General features: G+C 74.5%; 16 protein-coding genes. 6 read left to right on the top strand and 10 right to left on the bottom strand.

Annotation, left to right across the window (positions count from 1 at the left end):
* Positions 1–4 precede the first annotated feature (4 nt).
* The 7 genes from H1226_RS10820 to H1226_RS10850 all read right to left on the bottom strand — a co-directional run bounded on the left by H1226_RS10820 (position 5) and on the right by H1226_RS10850 (position 7476).
* Positions 5–184, bottom strand: a complete 180-nt coding sequence (locus tag H1226_RS10820; protein ID WP_258348868.1) for a hypothetical protein — start codon at positions 182–184, stop codon at positions 5–7.
* A gap of 21 nt (positions 185–205) precedes the next feature.
* Positions 206–1417 carry an MFS transporter gene (locus H1226_RS10825; RefSeq protein WP_258348869.1) on the bottom strand — a complete coding sequence of 404 codons (1212 nt, stop codon included), beginning with the start codon at positions 1415–1417 and terminating at the stop codon, positions 206–208.
* Between the two features lie 415 nt (positions 1418–1832).
* Positions 1833–3167 carry an MFS transporter gene (locus H1226_RS10830; protein ID WP_258348870.1) on the bottom strand — a complete coding sequence of 445 codons (1335 nt, stop codon included), beginning with the start codon at positions 3165–3167 and terminating at the stop codon, positions 1833–1835.
* A 135-nt stretch (positions 3168–3302) separates the two neighbouring features.
* Complete coding sequence (locus tag H1226_RS10835) at positions 3303–4487, bottom strand: enolase C-terminal domain-like protein (RefSeq protein WP_258348871.1); 1185 nt, start codon at positions 4485–4487, stop codon at positions 3303–3305.
* A 77-nt stretch (positions 4488–4564) separates the two neighbouring features.
* Positions 4565–6085 (bottom strand): aldehyde dehydrogenase family protein, encoded by a 1521-nt coding sequence (locus H1226_RS10840; protein WP_258348872.1) that lies wholly within the window; start codon positions 6083–6085, stop codon positions 4565–4567.
* Positions 6082–6987, bottom strand: coding sequence for a dihydrodipicolinate synthase family protein (locus H1226_RS10845; RefSeq protein ID WP_258348873.1), 906 nt, complete (start codon positions 6985–6987; stop codon positions 6082–6084). Before H1226_RS10845 ends, H1226_RS10840 begins: the two co-directional genes overlap by 4 nt.
* Before the next feature lie 96 nt (positions 6988–7083).
* Positions 7084–7476, bottom strand: a complete 393-nt coding sequence (locus tag H1226_RS10850) for a GntR family transcriptional regulator (RefSeq protein WP_258348874.1) — start codon at positions 7474–7476, stop codon at positions 7084–7086.
* Between H1226_RS10850 and H1226_RS10855 the strand changes: the two genes are divergently transcribed.
* Entirely contained in the window at positions 7464–7973 is a 510-nt protein-coding gene (locus H1226_RS10855) for a GNAT family N-acetyltransferase (protein ID WP_258348875.1), read from the top strand. The genes H1226_RS10850 and H1226_RS10855 overlap by 13 nt on opposite strands.
* A gap of 97 nt (positions 7974–8070) precedes the next feature.
* Here H1226_RS10855 and H1226_RS10860 read toward each other — a convergent pair whose 3' ends face one another.
* Both H1226_RS10860 and H1226_RS10865 read right to left on the bottom strand, forming a co-directional pair.
* The gene (locus H1226_RS10860) at positions 8071–9216 is read right to left on the bottom strand and encodes a MalY/PatB family protein (RefSeq protein WP_258348876.1); all 1146 of its coding nucleotides are present in this window, start codon (positions 9214–9216) and stop codon (positions 8071–8073) included.
* A gap of 37 nt (positions 9217–9253) precedes the next feature.
* On the bottom strand, positions 9254–9913 hold the full coding sequence (locus H1226_RS10865; protein WP_225043555.1) for a GntR family transcriptional regulator: 660 nt from the start codon (positions 9911–9913) through the stop codon (positions 9254–9256).
* An 87-nt stretch (positions 9914–10000) separates the two neighbouring features.
* On the opposite strand from H1226_RS10865, the gene H1226_RS10870 reads away from it, so the two are divergent.
* Positions 10001–10732, top strand: coding sequence for a DsbA family protein (locus H1226_RS10870; RefSeq protein ID WP_258348877.1), 732 nt, complete (start codon positions 10001–10003; stop codon positions 10730–10732).
* 5 nt (positions 10733–10737) lie between these two features.
* Entirely contained in the window at positions 10738–11544 is an 807-nt protein-coding gene (locus tag H1226_RS10875) for a cytochrome c biogenesis CcdA family protein (protein WP_258348878.1), read from the top strand.
* Positions 11545–11667: 123 nt separating this feature from the next.
* On the opposite strand, the gene H1226_RS10880 is transcribed toward H1226_RS10875, so the two are convergent.
* Positions 11668–13089: an L-lactate permease gene (locus H1226_RS10880; RefSeq protein WP_258348879.1), complete on the bottom strand. Its 1422-nt coding sequence runs from the start codon at positions 13087–13089 to the stop codon at positions 11668–11670.
* 610 nt (positions 13090–13699) lie between these two features.
* On the opposite strand from H1226_RS10880, the gene H1226_RS10885 reads away from it, so the two are divergent.
* The 3 genes from H1226_RS10885 to H1226_RS10895 are packed head-to-tail and all read left to right on the top strand — an operon-like array spanning position 13700 to position 16826.
* Positions 13700–15037 carry a salicylate synthase gene (locus H1226_RS10885; RefSeq protein WP_258348880.1) on the top strand — a complete coding sequence of 446 codons (1338 nt, stop codon included), beginning with the start codon at positions 13700–13702 and terminating at the stop codon, positions 15035–15037.
* Positions 15034–16131 carry a Gfo/Idh/MocA family oxidoreductase gene (locus tag H1226_RS10890; protein WP_258348881.1) on the top strand — a complete coding sequence of 366 codons (1098 nt, stop codon included), beginning with the start codon at positions 15034–15036 and terminating at the stop codon, positions 16129–16131. Before H1226_RS10885 ends, H1226_RS10890 begins: the two co-directional genes overlap by 4 nt.
* Complete coding sequence (locus H1226_RS10895) at positions 16128–16826, top strand: VOC family protein (RefSeq protein WP_224965846.1); 699 nt, start codon at positions 16128–16130, stop codon at positions 16824–16826. The genes H1226_RS10890 and H1226_RS10895 overlap by 4 nt, the downstream gene beginning before the upstream one ends.
* Positions 16827–16917: the final 91 nt, after the last annotated feature.

Here is a 16917-nt window from a genome sequence, read left to right on the forward strand (position 1 = left end):
CGCCTCACCAGTGCGGGAGCGCCTTGCCGGCGGCGTCGCGCTGGTCCTCCACCCAGGAGGCGGCGACGAGGCCTTCGGCGAACAGCTGCACCGCGACGTGGTCGGCCGTCCGCCGGTCCGGCAGCGAATCCGCGAACACCCGCCCGGCACCGCCGGCCTCGCGCGCGTACAACACCCTGAACATGCCTGCTCCTGATCGTCCGGTTCACCGCTGGAGGTCGTAACCGCGCCGTTCGTCCGCACCCGGGCCCTGCTGCGGCGCGTCCACGGCCTCGGCAGGGGAGCGCGGGGTCCGGCCTCCGAAGAGCAGCACCGCGAGGGCTGCGGCGGCCAGGGCCGCGGACAGGCCCGCGAAGCCGGTGGCGAAGGTGGCGGCGCCAGCGGCGACGCCGAGCAGCAGCGAACCGAGCCCCGTCCCCGAGTCGAAGCCGATGTTCCACGCCACTGACGTCGTGTGCCGGTTCGCCGTCCCGGCGCGGTCGAACGCCTGCACCAGGGTGACGCTCTGCAACCCGCCGTAGGCGACGCCCAGCAGCAGCATCCCGGCGAGCAGGGTGGTGGTGCCGGGGGCGGGCCCGACGGCCAGCGTGATCAGCAGCAGCCCGGCGGACCCGCTCACCGCCAGCGCGAAGTTGATCGGGCGCGGCGGGAACCGGTCCACGAGCATCCCGCAGCCCCAGCGCGCGACCGCGGCGGTCGCGGTGGTGGCGAGCAGGGCGGCGGTGGCCAGCGCGGGCGTCGGGGTGAACTGCGGGGCGAAGGTGAGCACGGCACCGCCGCTGGAGGTGACCAGCAGCAGCAGGACCAGCGGGAGCGCGATGCGCCGCAGCACCGCGGTCGCGGGCTCGTCGCGCTCACCGGACCGGGCGGGTTCGTCGACGCGCGCCGCGACCGCACGCCCCAGCCCGCGCGTCCACGGCAGCGCCAGCACGGGCAGCGCACCGCAGGCGAGGACCGCGGGCAGGCCGATCGCGCTGACCAGCCAGGGAGCGGCCGGCGTGAGCAGCACCTGCGGAACGGCGATCGCCAGCCCGTACAACCCGATCGCCGCACCCTGCTTCCCGCGCGGGGCCAGCACGGCCACGGCCGTGGACCCGCACACGGTGAGGATGCCGAACCCGAGCCCGCGCAGCGCGGTGGTGCCCAGCACCGCGGGCAGCTGATCGCTCAGCGCCTGCAGCGGCGCGGGCAGCCCGAGCAGGAGCGCGCCGAGCGCGAGCGTCCACGTCCAGCCGATCCGCCGCAGCACCGCCCGGACGCAGAGCTGGGCGAGCACCGTCGCCGCCATCAGCACCGCGGTGACCAGCCCGGAACCGAACTCGTCCGCCCCGCCGCGCAGCGCCCACACCGGCGACACCGGCACCAGCAGGGCGAACCCGGCGAAGCAGCAGAGGACCACCAGCAGCAGGTGCGGCATGGCGGGATCGCTCAGGACGGAACGTTCGGCGCGTGACGACATGGGGCTCGGTCGGTCCTCCGGTGCGACGGCGGCCTCCGGGCGGAGGCGGGTCCCCGCATTGCACCACGCGGACCGGATCCGGGACCCCGCCGTGAGACGTTCATCCCGGCGGCAGGGGGATTCCGGCGCCGCCCGCCCGCGGTTCGAGGCGGACGAGGGCGTCGGGGTTCGACGCCTCGCGCAGCTGCCGCGACCCCCGCGCCCGCTCGCCGGGCGGGCGCGGGGCTTTGCCGTCGCGGCCCGGGTCGGTGCGGACGGTGCCGAGGTGGTCGACCTCGTCGCGGGGCTCGGCGCCGCCCGCGCGAACGGAATTCCCTCTCCGCGAGCGGGATCGCGCCCGCACGATGCGGATTCCCGCCGCGCGGCGGGAACCTCAGGACGCGGTGAGTTCCGCGGTGCGGCGGCGGGCGGTGGACTTCAGCAGGGCGCACGCGCCGAGCGCGACGACGCAGGTCGCGGCCACCACGTACAGGCCGCCGGAGACGCTGCCGGTGCGCTCCTGGACCTGGCCCATCAGGGTCGGCGCCACGAACCCGCCCAGGTTGCCGATCGAGTTGATCAGCGCGAGGCCAGGCGCGGTGAGCGCCCCCACCAGGTACTGCTGCGGGATGACGAAGAAGGAGGACGCGGCGACCTTGAACCCGACGGTGGCCACGATCAGCATCACCACCGCGAGCAGCGGGTGCGCGAATCCGGCCACGGCGAGCCCGACGGCGGCGAGCACGAACCCGGAACCGAGCACGGTGCGCCGCGCCCCGGTGCGGTCGGAGATCCGGCCGGCCACCAGGATCGCGACGAACGCGGCCGCGAACGGCAGCACCGCGACGAGCCCGATGGTGATCTCGCCGAGCCCGCCGATGCGGCGCACGAAGCTCGGCAGCCAGAAGGTGACCGAGTACTGCGCCAGCTGCGCGGCGAAGTACACCAGGCAGAACAGCAGCATCTGCGGGTCGCGCAGCATGCTCCACCGGGACGGCTCCGGCGCGCCGCCGGACTTGGCGCGTTCCTCCTCGGCGAGCCGCTCGATCAGCGCCGTCTTCTCCGCGTCGCTGAGCCACGCCGCGTCGGCGGGCTTCGCTTCCAGAAAACGCCAGGCGACGAGTCCGATGAGGACGGCCGCGAGCCCTTCGACGAGGAACAACCACTGCCAGCCGTGCAATCCGCCGATGTCGTCCATGCTCAGCAACGCCCCGGACAGCGGACCGGCGAGCACGGCGGCGATGGTGGAGGCGGAGTACAACGCGGCGTTGGCCCGGCCGCGCACGGCGTTCGGGAACCACTGGGTGAAGTAGTAGAGGACACCGGCGAAGAACCCGGCTTCCGCGGCGCCGAGCAGCAACCGGAGCGCGTAGAGGATCCACTCGTTGTGCGCGAACATCATCGCGGCCGAGACCAGGCCCCAGCTGACCATGATGCGGGTCAGCCAGAGCTTCGCGCCGAACCGCTCCAGCAGGATGTTGCTGGGCACTTCGAAGACGGCGTAGGTGAGGAAGAACAGGCCCGCGCCGAGGCCGAACGCCGCGGCGCCGATGCCGGAGTCCGCTTCGAGCGCGTCCTTCGCGAACCCGATGTTGACCCGGTCGATGTAGTTCGCGACGAACATGATCATCACGAGCGGGACGAGCCTGCGGAACGCCTTGCGCAGCGCTCCGTCCAGGACCGGCGTCGTCGGTTCCTGCTCGCTGGCGTGCGGGGAAGAGGAGTGCATCGTTGCACCTGCCTTCGTACGGGGGAGGAGGGGCGCGCGGTCGCGCCGAGGTCCCCGGAGGTGGACGGCCCATCGGCCCCGTCCCGGCGGCCCGGTGGGCCGTCCACCTGGGGAGGTTCGTCGGGGACGGGCGGATCAGTCCTGGTCGGTGACGGTGACGCTGGCGGTGGTGCGCTTCGCGATCAGGTCCGCGTCGTAGCTGACGCCGATGCCGGGGCCGGTCGGGACGGGCAGCGTGCCGTCCGCGCCGATGGAGGTGTACGCGTCGGTGTAGCCGCAGGTGTAGATCTCCGGGGACGGGTCGGCCAGCTGCGGTGACACGTTCGCGACCTCGTACATCGAGGTGGCCTGCATGGACGCGACCAGGTGCCGGTGGATCGGGCTGGGCCCGTGCACCTCCACGTTGACGCCGAGGGATTCGGCGAACTTGATGGTCTTCAGGCAGCCGGTGATGCCGAGGTCGAAGTGCGAGTCGACGCGCAGCAGGTCGGTGCCGCCCGCGAGCAGGAAGTCGGCCTTCGCCTCCCGCCCGGCCACGTGCTCGGTCTGCAGGATCGGGATGTCCAGCGCCTCGCGGAGCTTGCGGTGCGCGAACGCGCCGATGCCCAGCGGCCGCATCGGGTCCTCGTACCAGCGGAATCCCGCGTCCTGACAGGCCTTTCCGACGAAGATGGCGTCGGAGAGCGAGTCGAACACGCACGCCGGGTCGAGCATCAGCTCGGTCCGCTCGCCCAGGTGCTCGCGCAGGTGCGCGACGTTCTCGGCCTCCTCCCACTTGTCGCCCTCGTGCCAGCTGTGCATCTTGAAGCCGGTCCAGCCGAGTTCGCGCAGCTCGGCGAAGAACGCCACCACCGATTCCTTGTCGGAGAGGCTGCCGACGCGGTCACCGTTGACGCTGGAGGCGTAGGCGCGGACGCGTTCCCGCCCGCCGCCGAGCAGTTCGGTCAACGAGGCGCCGTACACCTTGCCCGCCAGGTCCCACAGCGCGTTGTCCAGGAAGCACAGCCCGTAGGAGTGCGCGGGCCGGGACAGCCTGCGCCCGGCCCGCAGGATGCGCTCGCGGGCGTGCCACGGCCGCCCGATGGCGACCCGGGCGACGTCGGCGGCCTGCTGGGCCGACCCGTTCACGGCGTGGTTGGCGTACTCGCCGACGTGCCCGTCGGTGGTGTGCACCCGGACCAGCAGCACGCCGCGCTTCCCGACCACGCCGGGCTGGTGGTACCAGGAACCGGCGCGGGCGTCGACGTCGAAGGTGCGGGTGTAGCCGGGGGTGTCGACGTCGAACTGGACGACCTCGACCTTGTCGATCAGCGTGCTCACGGTGGATCTCCTCTCAGCGCCCGTCTTCGGGCTCGTGCTGCGGCGGCGCGACCGGCGCGCGGGTGGTGCGGTGGGCGTCACGGGCTGGCCGGAACCGCGATCCCGTCGACGCGGCGGGGAACGGGGGAGGGCCCGTCCCGCAGTTCCGGTGGCAGCGACGCCTCGGGCGCGTTCTGCCAAGCGATCGGGTGCAGGAACCGGCGGATCGCGGTGGCACCCACGGAGGTGTGCTGGGTGTCGGTGGCGGGCCACGGCCCGCCGTGCTGCTGGGCCCACGCGACGGCGACGCCGGTGGGGTAGCCGTCGAAGAGCAGCCGTCCGGTGCGGCCGCGCAGGGCCGCGACGGCGCGGTCGCGCTCGGGGTCGTCGGCGGCACCTCCGTGCACGGTGGCGACGAGCGAGCCGGGCAGCCGGTCGAGCAGGCCGGTCAGCTGCTCGGGGGCGTACCGCACGAGGACCGCGATCGGCCCGAACAGCTCCTCCAGCAGCGCGGCGTCGAGGTCGTCGGCGTCGACCAGCACCGCGGTCGGCCGCACCTCGAAACCCGCGCCGGGTTCGGCGGTGGCGGTGATCAGGTGGCGTCCGCCGAGCGCGGCGACCCCGGCCGCGTAGGACTCGGCGATGCCCGCGTTGAGCAGTGCCGGAGCGGGCACCTCGGCGAGGGCCGCTGCGGCGGACTCGACCAGCCGGTCGCCGTCCGCTCCGGCGGGGACCAGCACCAGGCCCGGTTTGGTGCAGAACTGCCCGCCGCCCAGGGTGAACGAGCCGACCAGGCCGCGCCCGATCTCCGCGGCGCGCTCGGCGGCACCGGCGGCGGTGACCACGAGCGGGTTCACGCTGCCCAGCTCGCCGAAGAACGGGATCGGATCCGGGCGCTGCGCGATCAGCCCGCGCAGCGCGGTCGCCCCGGCGTGCCCGCCGGTGAAGGAGACCGCGGTGATCGCCGGATCGGTGACCAGCGCCGTCCCGGCCTCCCGGCCGAACACCACGGAGATCGTGCCCTCCGGGGCGCCCGCGCGGGCCGCGGCGGCGGCGAGGATGCGCCCGCACAGCGCGGAGGTGAGCGGGTGGCTGCCGTGCGCCTTGACCACGACGGCGCAGCCCGCGGCGAGCGCGGCCGCGGTGTCCCCGCCGGGCACCGAGAAGGCGAGCGGGAAGTTGCTGGCGCCGAACACGGCGACCGGCCCGGTCGGCACCAGCATCCGGCGCAGGTCCGGGCGCGGGCCCATCGGCGTGTCCCCGGGGTGGTCGACGACGGCCTCCAGGTAGGCGCCGTCCTCGACGACCTCGGCGAAGAACCGCAGCTGGTAGGCGGTCCGGTTCAGCTCCCCGTCCAGTCGCGGGCGCCCGAGCGCGGTCTCCCGGTCGGCGGTGGCGACCACCTCCTCGCGGGCGGCCTCCAGGTCGTCGGCCATGGCGCGCAGCACGGCGGCTCGCCCGGCGCGGCCGATCCGCTCCAGTTCCTCGGTGGCCGTGGTGGCGCGGGCGCAGTGCGCGGCGACCTCGGCGGTACCGGTCGGCAGCAGGTCGGTGCGGGTGGCCTCGCCGGTGCGCGGGTCGACGCTGGGCAGCGGGTGCGCGCCCGCCGCCGCGCTCATCGGACGTCCCAGGTGGCGAGGATCTTCGCGACCGCGTCCCGCGCCGCCGGTTCGATCCGGGAGGCCGGTGGCCGCACGTCGGGCCTGCCGAGGCCGATCTGGTGCAGCGCCTCCTTGATCACGCTGACGTTGTCGGCACCGGCGTCCGCCGCGCGCAGTTCTTCGAACTCCCGCACCTGGTCCCACACCCGCATCGCCGCCGGGAAGTCCCCTGTGGACAGTGCGGCCCGCATCCGCAGCGAGAGGGACGGGGCGATGGTGGCCAGGCCGGAGGTGAAACCGGTCGCGCCGACCGCCGCGTAGGCGGGGGCGGACAGTTCGGCGAGGCCCGCGATCCAGGTGAACCGGTCGATCCCGGCGACCCGCGCCACCGCGGCGAACCGGGTCGGGTCGGGCAGCGCGTACTTGACGCCGACGACGTTCGGGCAGGAGTCGGCGAGCGCGATGAAGTCGGCCGCCTCGATCCGCGGCGTCCGCACGTACGGCAGCACCCCGAGGTCGGGCACCGCGGACGCGATCGCCCGGTGGTAGTCGATCCAGCCCTGCCGGGAGACGTAGGGGTGCACCGGCTGGTGCACCATCACCGCGGCGGCCCCGCGATCCCGCGCGTAGCGGGCGGCGTCGATCGCGGTGACCGCGTCGAACCCGACTCCGGCGATGAGCAGCGTGTCCGGCCGGGCGGCCGCGGCGGTGAGGTCGACCAGGGCGCGCGTCTCGGCGGGCGAGAGCGTGTAGAACTCGCCGGTGTTGCCGTTGACGGTGAGCACCCGCACGCCGCCGTCGAGCAGCCGTTGCACCGCGCGTTCGGTGTTCGGCACGTCGATGGTGCCGTCCCCGGTGAACGGGGTCGGGATGATCGCGATGACGTCGGCGAGCCGGCGCCGGATCTCGTCGAGTTCCATGCTTCTCCTCGGAGGAGTCGGGTGAGGACGTCGTTGATCGCCCGCGCAGCCGGATGTCGCTGCGCGGTGGTGGTGTCGGACGTGCGGGGGTGGCGGTCAGCCCGCGGCGGTGTCACCGTCCGCGGGTTCGGCCGCGCCGGTGAGGTGCGGCATGACGCGCTCGACGAACTCGGCGATGTGGGCGCGCAGTGCGGTGGCGACCGCGTCGGCGTCGCCGCGTTCGGCGGCGTCGAGGATGCCGCGGTGCTCGTCGGCTTCGGTCCGCCACCCGCCCGCCGTGCGCCAGCCGGAGACGCTGACCAGCGCGGTCTGGTCCTTGAGCCCGTCGAGGGTGTCCACGAGGAGCGCGTTCCCGCAGCCCGCGTAGAGGTGGCGGTGGAACTCGCGGTTGGCGAGGCTCATTCCCGCGTTGTCCCCGGCTTCGCCCGCGGCCACCGCGCGGTCCAGCGCGACGCCGGCCGGGCCCGGGTGGTGGCATGGCGAGGTCAAGCAGTGGGCGGGCGGAGTTCCCCACGACGGCCGAGGTATCCGACCTGTGGCGGGCCGTGGTGCGCGCAGGCGGCGCCATCGGATTCCCCGTGGACGCCCCCGCGGAACTCATCGCGGAGGCGGCGGCCGGCGAACTGCGCGACGTCGGATCCGGGCGGCAGGAGCTGCTGGTCGAACGCGACGGCGGGCTCCTGGTGGGGATGGTGCTGGTCCGCGGGAAGGAGGGGCAGGTGTTCCGCCACCGCGCGGAAGTGCGGAAGCTGATCGTGCACCCCGGGCGGCAGCGCGGCGGGATCGGGCGCCGCCTGCTGGCCCGCGCGGTCGAGCGCGCCCGCGACCTCGGTTTCCGGCAGCTCGTGCTCGCCACCCGCGGCGGCACCCACCTGCCCGAGTTCTACCGCCGCCAGGGCTGGGCCGAGGTCGGCCGCTTCCCGGCCGCGCTCCAGGTGGCGCCCGGGGACTTCCGGGACGAGCACTGGTTCCAGTGCGAGCTCTGATCCGTTCGGTCCGCGGGTTCGGGTAGCGGTGCTCGGTCTGTCCGCAGTGGACGGTCTCGGCCGACCTGCGGCCACCTGTCCTCCGTGGACTAGCGGTTCAGCGGTTCGCGCGGGCCAGCCGATCCACCGCCTCGATGACGGTGTCGGGGGAGCAGGCCAGGTTCATGCGGGCGAACCCGGCGCCCGGCGAGCCGAACGCCGGTCCGCTGGAGAGCGCGACCCCCGCGTGTTCCAGCGCGTGCGCCGCCGGGTCGTCGCCCCAGCCGAGCGCGCGCATGTCCAGCCACGCCAGGTAGCTCGCCGCGGGCCTGCGCAGCCGCACCCCGGGCAGCTTCGCCGCGAGCTGTTCCTGCAGCAGCGCGAAGTTGTGCTCCACGGCGGTGATCGTGGCGTCGAGCCAGTCCCGGCCGCGGCGGAAGCCCTCGCGCGTCGCCATCAGCCCGAGCAGCCCCGCCCGGAAGGTGACCTCCGCCGGCAGGCTGCGGACCAGCCCGGTCATCCGCTCGGACTCGGCGACGAACAGCGCGGCCTTGAGCCCGGCGAGGTTGAACGCCTTGCTGCCGGACTCCGCGGCGATGCCGTGCTCGCGGGCCTCGTCCGAGACGGTCAGGTACGGCGTGAACTCGTGGCCGTGGTGGGTCAGCGGCGCGTGGATCTCGTCGCTGACCACCACCGCGTCGTGGCGGGCGACGATGCGGGAGAGCTCCGCCAGCACCTCGCGCGGGTGCACCAGCCCGACCGGGTTGTGCGGGTTGCACAGCAGCACGGCCCGCGCTCCCGCGGCCAGCGCCCGGTCGATGCCGGCCAGGTCGAGCTCGTGGTGTTCGCCGTCGTCGCGCAGCGGCACCTCCACCACCGAGCCGCCGGCTTCGGGCACCAGGTCGAAGAACGGCGGGTAGATCGGCGGGTTGACGATCACGCCGTCGCCGGGCGAGATGAGGCGCCGCAACGATTCGACGATGACGACGCTGACGTCGGTGGTGCAGCTCATCCGCTCCGGTGCGGGCTCCCAGCCCCAGGTGTCGGCCGCGTAGGAGGCGAAGGCCTCGGCGGCCCGGGTGTCGTGCGGGTCGACGTAGCCGGTGTCGCCCGCCTCCACCGCGGCCAGCAGCGCGGACTTGATCGCGGGTGCGAGCGGGAAGTCCATCTCGGCGACGAACATCGGCAGCACGTCCGGGCCGTGCGTGCGCCACTTCTCGCTCGTCCGGCGCCGGAGCGTCCACATCGGATCGGCTGCGGTCACGCGCCCTCCTCGGTTCCGGGTCGTGCGGTGGGGGTGCTCACGACGAGCGCGGGTCGGTGGCGTCGCCGTAGCTCTTGGTGAGGTGGTCGCGCAGGGTCGCCGCGAACGCGTCGCCGTCCCCCGATGCGGCGGCGTCCAGCAGCAGCCCGTGCTCCTCGACGATCGCGGCGGCGCGGTCCAGCAGCCGCCGCCCGTAGCTGAACAGCAGGAAGCGCTGCCGATCGGCGAGCCGGTCGTAGAGCTCCAGCACCACCTCGTTGCCCGCGGCCGCGATGAAGGACCGGTGGAACGCGATGCTTAGCTCCACGAACGCGGTCAGGTCCCCGGCGTCGAGGACTTCCTGCTGCCGCAGCAGGTCCGGGCGCATCTCGACGGCGAGCGCGGTGAGCGCGCGCGGGCGGGCGGCGCGCACCGCGCCCGATTCGAGCATCGCCTTGGCTTCGGCGAGTTCGCGGACGGCGCGGTCGCTGAGGGTCTGCACGAGGGCGCCGCGCTTGGGGTAGATCGTCACCCAGCCCTCCTCCTGGAGCCGGACCAGCGCGGCCCGCACGGGCGTGCGGCTCACCGCCAGCTCGGCGGCGAGCGTCGCCTCGCTGAGCATCGTGCCGCCGGGGAAGCGCCCGGTGAGGATGCCCTGCCGGACGTGCCGGTAGGAGCGCTCGTTCGCGGAGCCCTCGTCGAGCGTGGTCCTGGCCATCGTGCCGCCTCTCGTCGTCGCCCCCGATCGCCCCATCCTCCCAAGCAGGCCCGCAGGCCGTTGGGATGCAACATGTATCCTAGTTCGGTGACGAATCGACCCGCCGATCGCCCGGACGATCTGGAGGCGAAGTACCGCCGTTCCAAGATCATCAACGTCGTGCTCGCGGCCCTGTCCGCGTTCCTGCTCGTGGTGGTGGCCGCCCAGCTCTCCACCGGGCAGCCAGCGCCGAGCGCCGACGGCGGTGCGGCCTCCCCGCCGCAGCAGGCGGGCGTCGAGCTGCGCGACCCGCACGACCCGATGGCCATCGGCGACGCCGACGCCCCGGTCGTGCTGGTCGAGTGGACCGACCTGCGCTGCCCGTACTGCGCCGTGTTCAACCGGGACACGCTGCCCGCGCTCGTCCGCGAGTACGTGGACTCGGGCAAGCTGCGCATCGAGATCCGCGACGTCTCCTTCTTCGGCGAGCAGTCGGCCACCGCCGCCGTCGCCGCCCGCGCCGCGGGGAACCAGGGCATGTTCCCCGAATACCTCGGCGCCGTGTACCGGGCCGCCCCCGAATCCGGGCACCCCGACCTCCCGCGCGACCGGCTGATCGGGTTCGCGCAGGAGATCGGCGTGCCCGACCTCGCGAAGTTCACCGCCGACCTCGACGACCCGCGGCTGCTGGAGGCGGTGCGGCAGAGCACCGGTGACGCGCAACGCCTCGGCGTGAACAGCGTCCCGTTCTTCGCCATCGGCAACTCGGCGCTCTCCGGTGCGCAGCCGATCGAGAACTTCCGCGAGTTCGTGGACGCCGCGCTCGCCGGCGGGGAGTAGGGCGCGTGGAACTCGGACTGCTCGGCGCGTTCGTCGGCGGGGTGCTGACCCTGCTGAGCCCGTGCTCGGTGATGCTGCTGCCCGCGTTCTTCTCCTACGCCTTCACCGCGCCCGGCGCGCTGCTCGCGCGCACCGGGGTCTTCTACCTCGGGCTGATCACCACGCTGGTGCCGCTGGGCGTGCTGGCCGGGACGCTCGGCGCGTTCGTGAACGAGTACCGGGACGCCTTCGTCGGCGTGGCGGCCGTCGTGGTGATCGTGCTCGGGGTGCTGATGCTGCTGGACGTGCCGCTGCCGATGCTGAGCAGGACGCAGCGCTCGGCGGGCACCTCGACGGCCTCGGTGTACGCGCTCGGCACGATCTACGGGCTGGCCGGGGTGTGCGCCGGGCCGTTGCTCGGGGCGGTGCTGACGTTCGCCGCGGTGTCCGGGAACGCGCTGCGCGGCGGGGTCGTGCTGCTGGTGTTCGCCGCCGGGATGGCGCTGCCGCTGCTGGTGCTGAGCCTGCTGTGGGACCGGTTGCCGTTCGTGCGCGGCCTGGTGCGCCCGCGGCAGGTGCGGATCGGGCGCTGGGAGAACACCTGGACCGGGGTGGTCGGCGGGGTGCTGACCGCGGCCGTCGGGGTGCTGATGCTGGTCACCCGGGGGACGACGAGCGTGGGTGGCGTGCTCGGCGCCTCCGACCAGGCGCGGCTCGAAGGCCGGGTGCTGGAGCTGTCCGGGGCCGTTCCCGACTGGGCGGTGGTGCTGGTCGTGCTGGCCGTGGCCGGCTCCGCCTGGTTCGTGCTGCACCGCAGGAACCGAGCCGGCTGACCTTCCACTTCTGCCGCGTCGCACTGGGGCGGCGGAACTCACCGCGTGCGCTCCCGGTCGGGTCCGACGGCGGGCGGTGGGGTTCCCGCACCGGGCCGCGGCAGGAGCGGATCGACGGCGTGGTCAGGCGAGGAGGAGGGTGAGGGCTCCGAGCAGCACCGCGGACGTGGCGGCGGCTCCGGCGAGGACGCGGTGCGCCGAACCGGGCAGCCGTTCCCCCGGCGGCAAGGCGACGGCGGCGGCCAGCGCGATCCGCGGCGGGGACGCGATGATCGCGAACGAACCCGCCACGTTCTGCCCCGCCAGCGCGATCAGCGGCGTCGCCCCCAGGCCGGCGGACGCGGTCGCGGTGGCGGCCGAGAACATCGCCGCCGCCCCGGTGTTGGACCCGGTGAGGTAGCCGCCGAACGCCCCGATCGCGGGGATCGCGGCGACGAACCCGTACCCGGCGCGCGCGGCCGAGGCCGCCAGGTGCTCGGCCATGCCGGTGGCGGCCATGACGATGCCGAGCACCATGAACAGCACGGCGCCGCCCGCGATCGGCACCCACCGGCGCACGGCGGAGCCGATCACCCGCCACCGGTCCGCTGCCGGGAGGTCGAGCGCGGCGACGGCGACGGCCGCGGCGATCAGCAGCCACACCGCCGGATTCGCCAGCACCGCGGCCGGACCGCTCGCGCCGAGCAGCGCCACCACCCCGGTGGCGGCGAAGATGCCGCCGACCAGCACGAAGTACGGCAGCAGCGCGAGCGCGAGCGCCCGGTCCACCGCGGGCAGCGGGCCGTTCGCGGCGCGGGTCAGCGCGAGCAGTCCCGCGACCACCACCGCCGAGGCCAGCGCGCCCGCGGGCGGGAACAGCACCAGGTTCACCGCGATCAGCGCCACCCACTCCACGAGCACCACCGCGGCCGCCAGCAGCAGCTGCCGCGGCGCCGGGCGGCCGACGTCGAGGGCGAGCACGGCGCTCGCGGCCACGACCAGGACCGGCAGCGTCAGCAGCGCCGACCACAGGCCGAGCTCCCCGGAGCCGACCCCGCCGAGCTGCGCGGCGACCAGCGTGCCGGGGCCGAGCGAGCCCCACGGCACCAGCACCAGCCCGAGCAGTCCGGAGACCACCGCCTTCACCGGGGGCAGTCCGAGCCGGACCAGCAGGGGAGCGGTGATCACCACGCCGAGGCCGAACCCGGTGACGGATTCCATGAACGGCGTCAGCCCGAACACCAGCAGCAGCAGGGTGACCGTCCGGTCCGCGCCGCGTTCGGCGCCGTCGAGCCAGTCGGCGATCCGGTCCTGCGCTCCGCCGCGCCGCATGGCCTCGGCGAGCCCGACGCCGCCGAGCAGGATCACGGCGACCTCGACGACGGTGGGCGCCATCTCCCGCGCCGAAGCCGCCATCCCGGCCGCGTCGAGGGGGAACGCGAGCGCCGCGGCGAGGACGGCGACGACCAGCCCGGTGGCTCCGGCCCACGGCGACGGGATCCGCACCGCCAGCAGGAGCAGCACGACGAGGATGGGCGCGGCGGCGGCGAGGAGCGGCATCGGCATGGCACGTCCGGGGCGGGTCGGCGGTGGGGCCGGCCGGGCGCGTTCCCGGCGGCCTTCCGGGGGCCGGGTTCCGCTGGGTGCGGAACGGCTCCTCGCGGGAAAACTACCGATGTTCCGCGGTGCGGTGGCATCCGGTGCCGCCGATCTCACCGCTGCGGCGGGGTTCCGCCCGCATCGTCCACAGCGGGCGATCGCGCCGCCGGGCCCGGCCGGTCGAGCCCCTGGTCACTTCGGGTGATCGCTCGGCGTCCGGTCGGGTGGTCGGCGGATCTTCGAGAGCTGCGTCACGCGATCGTTGCGCCCGATGCTCGATCTCCCGCTGCTCCGATCAGTCCATGAGCTCCTGTGCTGCAACACTCAGCGCTAACCGCATTGACAATCATTTTCAACAGCGTCTTAGATGGTGGTCGCGCACGGCGCGGCGATGAGGCGGAGCGCGCTTGCGGGCGCGATCAACTCTAGTTAGCCTAACCTAAGTTAACTGGGATGGTGTGACGGAACGTGATCCGTGCGCCGTGGATTCACTAAGCCGGGTGGCGCCGATCGGTGCCGCCCGCAACTGGGGCCGTGCGCGATCGCGATCAAGCACGGGAAAGTGGGAGACGATCAGATGACCTCCGTTGGCGGTGCGGTGGAACGCCGCATCCAGTTCGACGGCGACGCGCTCGCCGCGACCGCCGGGCTCTGCGCGGAGTCGGCCGACCAGCACGTGCTCTACGAGCACGGCGGTGCGATCCGGTGGGCCGAGGGGCGGCAGGCCGAAGTCCAGGTCCGCGCGACCGGCGCGACCCTCGTGCGCGGTGCGCGGCGCACCGAGTTCCCGCTGCGGACGCACCCGCTCGCCGCGGCGGGCGACGCGCTGCGCTCGCTCGGCGGAGCGGAGGCGCCGGGCGGGCCGCGGGCGTGCGGCTGGGTGAGCTTCGAGCTCTCGCAGGCCCACCGCGACGCGGTCGCCGCCGAGGACGTGCTCGCCTGGTTCCTGGTGCCGGAGCGGGAGGTCGTCGTCGACGGCGGGACCGCGCTGCTGCGCGCCGCCGACGCCGCCGAGCTCGACCGGCTCGAACGGAGGTTGCGGGCGGCGACCGCGGCCGAGCCCGTCTCGGCGGACGCCGACCTGCTGGAGCACGGCGCCGAGGAGTACCGCGCGGGCGTCCGCGACGCGGTCGCCGAGATCCGCGCCGGCCGGCTGGACAAGGTGATCCTGTCCCGCCCGGTCCCGGTGCCCGGCGAGATCGACCTCGCCGCCACCTACCTCGCCGGGCGCCGCGCGAACACCCCGGCGCGCTCGTTCCTGCTCCGCCTCGGCGGCTGGGAGGCGGCCGGGTACAGCCCGGAGATCGTCGCGAAGGTCGGTCCCGGCCGCGTCGTCACCACCCAACCGCTGGCCGGAACCCGCGCGCTGGCAGGAGATTCCGAAGTGGACGGTGCGTTGCGCGCCGAGCTCTACCGGGACGCCAAGGAGGTCTACGAGCACGCGATCTCGGTGCGGCTCGCGGCGCAGGAGCTCGACGGCGTGTGCGCGCCCGGCTCGGTGCGCGTCGCGGAGTTCATGCACGTGGCGGAGCGCGGCAGCGTGCAGCACCTGGCCTCCGAGCTCAGCGGCGTGCTGCGCGCCGACGCCGATGCGTGGGACGCGCTGGCCGCGCTGTTCCCCGCCGTCACGGCCTCCGGCATCCCCAAGGAACCGGCCGGGGCGCTGATCCGGCGGCTGGAGCGCGAGGAGCGCGGCCTCTACAGCGGCGCGGTCGTCGCCGTGGACGGCGACGAGCTGGACGCGGCCCTGGTGCTGCGCAGCGTCTACCGCAAGGACGGCCGCACCTGGCTGCGCGCGGGCGCGGGCGTGGTCGCGGACTCCGACCCGGACCGGGAGCTGGAGGAGACCCGCGAGAAGCTGCGCAGCGTCTGCCGCCACCTGGTGCCCGCCGCGGAACCGGCGGTGACCCCGTGACGGGGGCGCGGCCGCTGCGGATCGTGGTCGCGGGCACCGCGTTCGGGCGGATCTACCTGGACGCGGTGCGCTCGGACCCGGAATCCTTCGAACTGGCCGGAATCCTGTCCCAGGGCAGCGCGTTCTCCCGCGCGCTCGCCGCGGAGCGCGGCGTCCCGTCCTACGCGGACCCGCGCGAGGTCCCCGCGGACGTGGACGTGGTCTGCGTCGTGGTGCGCTCCGGCGCCACCGGCGGCACCGGATCGGAGCTGGCGCGGGAGTTCCTGCGCCGCGGCACCCACGTGCTGCAGGAACACCCGGTGCACGCCGAGGAGATCGCGCAGAACCTGCGGGCCGCCCGGGACGGCGGTGCCGCGTACGCGGTGAACACGCTCTACCACGACATCGAGCCGGTGCGGACCTTCCTGGACGCGGTGGCCCGGCTGCGCGCCGAGCACCCGCTGCGGTTCGTCGACGCCGCCTGCAACAGCCAGGTCCTGCTCCCGCTGCTCGACGTGCTCGGCCGGGTCGCGGGCGCGCTGCGGCCGTGGGCGTTCGGCGACTGCGATCCGGTGCCCGAGCGGCTCGCGGCGCTCGCGGCGGAACCGCAACCGTTCCGCGCGCTGCACGCCGTGGTCGGTGGCCTGCCGGTGACGCTGCGGGTGCAGAACCAGGTGCACCCGGACGACCCGGACAACCACTCGCACCTGCTGCACCGGATCTCGGTCGGCACCGACGCGGGAGTGCTGGAACTGGCCGACACGCACGGACCGGTGCTGTGGAACCCGCGGCTGCACTCGCCGCGCGACGAGACCGGCAGGCTCGTGCTCGCCGGGCCGGGCACCGAACGGCTCGCGGTGCCCAGCACCTCGGTGTTGCAGGAGGCGCCCGGCACCTTCCACGACGTGTTCGCGCGGCTGTGGCCCGGCGCGGTGCGGGCCTCGCTGCTGCGGTTGCGCGCGGACATCGATCGACCCGCCCGCCGCACCGCCGCCGGGCAGTGGGCGCTGTCGGTGGCGACGGCCTGGGCCGACCTCACCGCGAAGCTCGGCATGCCCGAGGTGGTCCGGCCCGGGGAACCGCCCGTCGTCGACCGGCGGGAGCTGGTCCGATGAGCGCCCGGTGCAGTCACGTGCTGCTGCGGGTCGACGACCTCGCGGCCGCGGTCGCGGACTTCCGCGCCGCCGGGTTCCAGGTCGACTTCGCGACCGCCGAGGAGCGGGCGCTGCACGCGCACGTGTGGTTCCCGGACGGCCCGATCGTCGAACTGCTCACCACGCCGCGCGGTGCGCGGTGGTTCCGGCTGCCGCTGGAGCTGTTCTTCGGCCGCGGCGCGGGGAAGCGCATGGTGCGCTGGGCGCGCCAGGCCGAGGGCTTCTGCGACGTCGCCGTGCTGACCCCCCGCGACGGGTTCGCCGGACGCCTCGCCGCGCTCGCCCGAGCCGGGGTGCCCAGCGGGCGCGCCGTGCGCTGGAAGCGGCGGCGCCCGGACGGGGCGCGCACCGAGTTCTCCTTCGCCTACCCGCGCAACGACCGGCTGCCGTTCCTGGTCACCCCGTACGACCCGCCGCAGCACCCGCCCGCCGTGGCGCACCCGAACGGGGCCACCGCGCTGCGCACCGTCGAGGTGGGCGTGCGGGCGCGGGACCTGCCCGCGTTCCGCGCCCTCGTCGGCGACGCCCCCGGTTTCCGGGTGCGGGAAGCACCGGTCACCGGAGTGCTGGCGATCGAGATCGCCGGGCTGGACCACGACGTGGATCCGGCGCTCACGCACGGCGCCGTGCTGCGCGCGGCACCCGCGGACGGCTAGCGCGCACCTCTCCCCGCCCCTTCCGGCGGGACCGCACGTCCGAACCAGTTGAAAACGATCATCGATGTCGATCCGGTGGCGCACCGCGCGC

It is taken from the genome of Saccharopolyspora gregorii, assembly GCF_024734405.1.
Classification (GTDB): Bacteria; Actinomycetota; Actinomycetes; order Mycobacteriales; family Pseudonocardiaceae; genus Saccharopolyspora_C; species Saccharopolyspora_C gregorii.

What these genes read in the sequence shown, in the direction of transcription:
- H1226_RS10880 (WP_258348879.1), bottom strand. Translation starts at nt 13,089, where the DNA reads ATGCCGATGCCGCTCCTCGCCGCCGCCGCGCCCATCCTCGTCGTGCTG.
- H1226_RS10840 (WP_258348872.1), bottom strand. Translation starts at nt 6,085, where the DNA reads ATGAGCGCGGCGGCGGGCGCGCACCCGCTGCCCAGCGTCGACCCGCGC.
- H1226_RS10820 (WP_258348868.1), bottom strand. Translation starts at nt 184, where the DNA reads ATGTTCAGGGTGTTGTACGCGCGCGAGGCCGGCGGTGCCGGGCGGGTG.
- H1226_RS10895 (WP_224965846.1), top strand. Translation starts at nt 16,128, where the DNA reads ATGAGCGCCCGGTGCAGTCACGTGCTGCTGCGGGTCGACGACCTCGCG.
- H1226_RS10845 (WP_258348873.1), bottom strand. Translation starts at nt 6,987, where the DNA reads ATGGAACTCGACGAGATCCGGCGCCGGCTCGCCGACGTCATCGCGATC.
- H1226_RS10825 (WP_258348869.1), bottom strand. Translation starts at nt 1,417, where the DNA reads ATGCCGCACCTGCTGCTGGTGGTCCTCTGCTGCTTCGCCGGGTTCGCC.
- H1226_RS10855 (WP_258348875.1), top strand. Translation starts at nt 7,464, where the DNA reads ATGGCGAGGTCAAGCAGTGGGCGGGCGGAGTTCCCCACGACGGCCGAG.
- H1226_RS10865 (WP_225043555.1), bottom strand. Translation starts at nt 9,913, where the DNA reads ATGGCCAGGACCACGCTCGACGAGGGCTCCGCGAACGAGCGCTCCTAC.
- H1226_RS10885 (WP_258348880.1), top strand. Translation starts at nt 13,700, where the DNA reads ATGACCTCCGTTGGCGGTGCGGTGGAACGCCGCATCCAGTTCGACGGC.
- H1226_RS10830 (WP_258348870.1), bottom strand. Translation starts at nt 3,167, where the DNA reads ATGCACTCCTCTTCCCCGCACGCCAGCGAGCAGGAACCGACGACGCCG.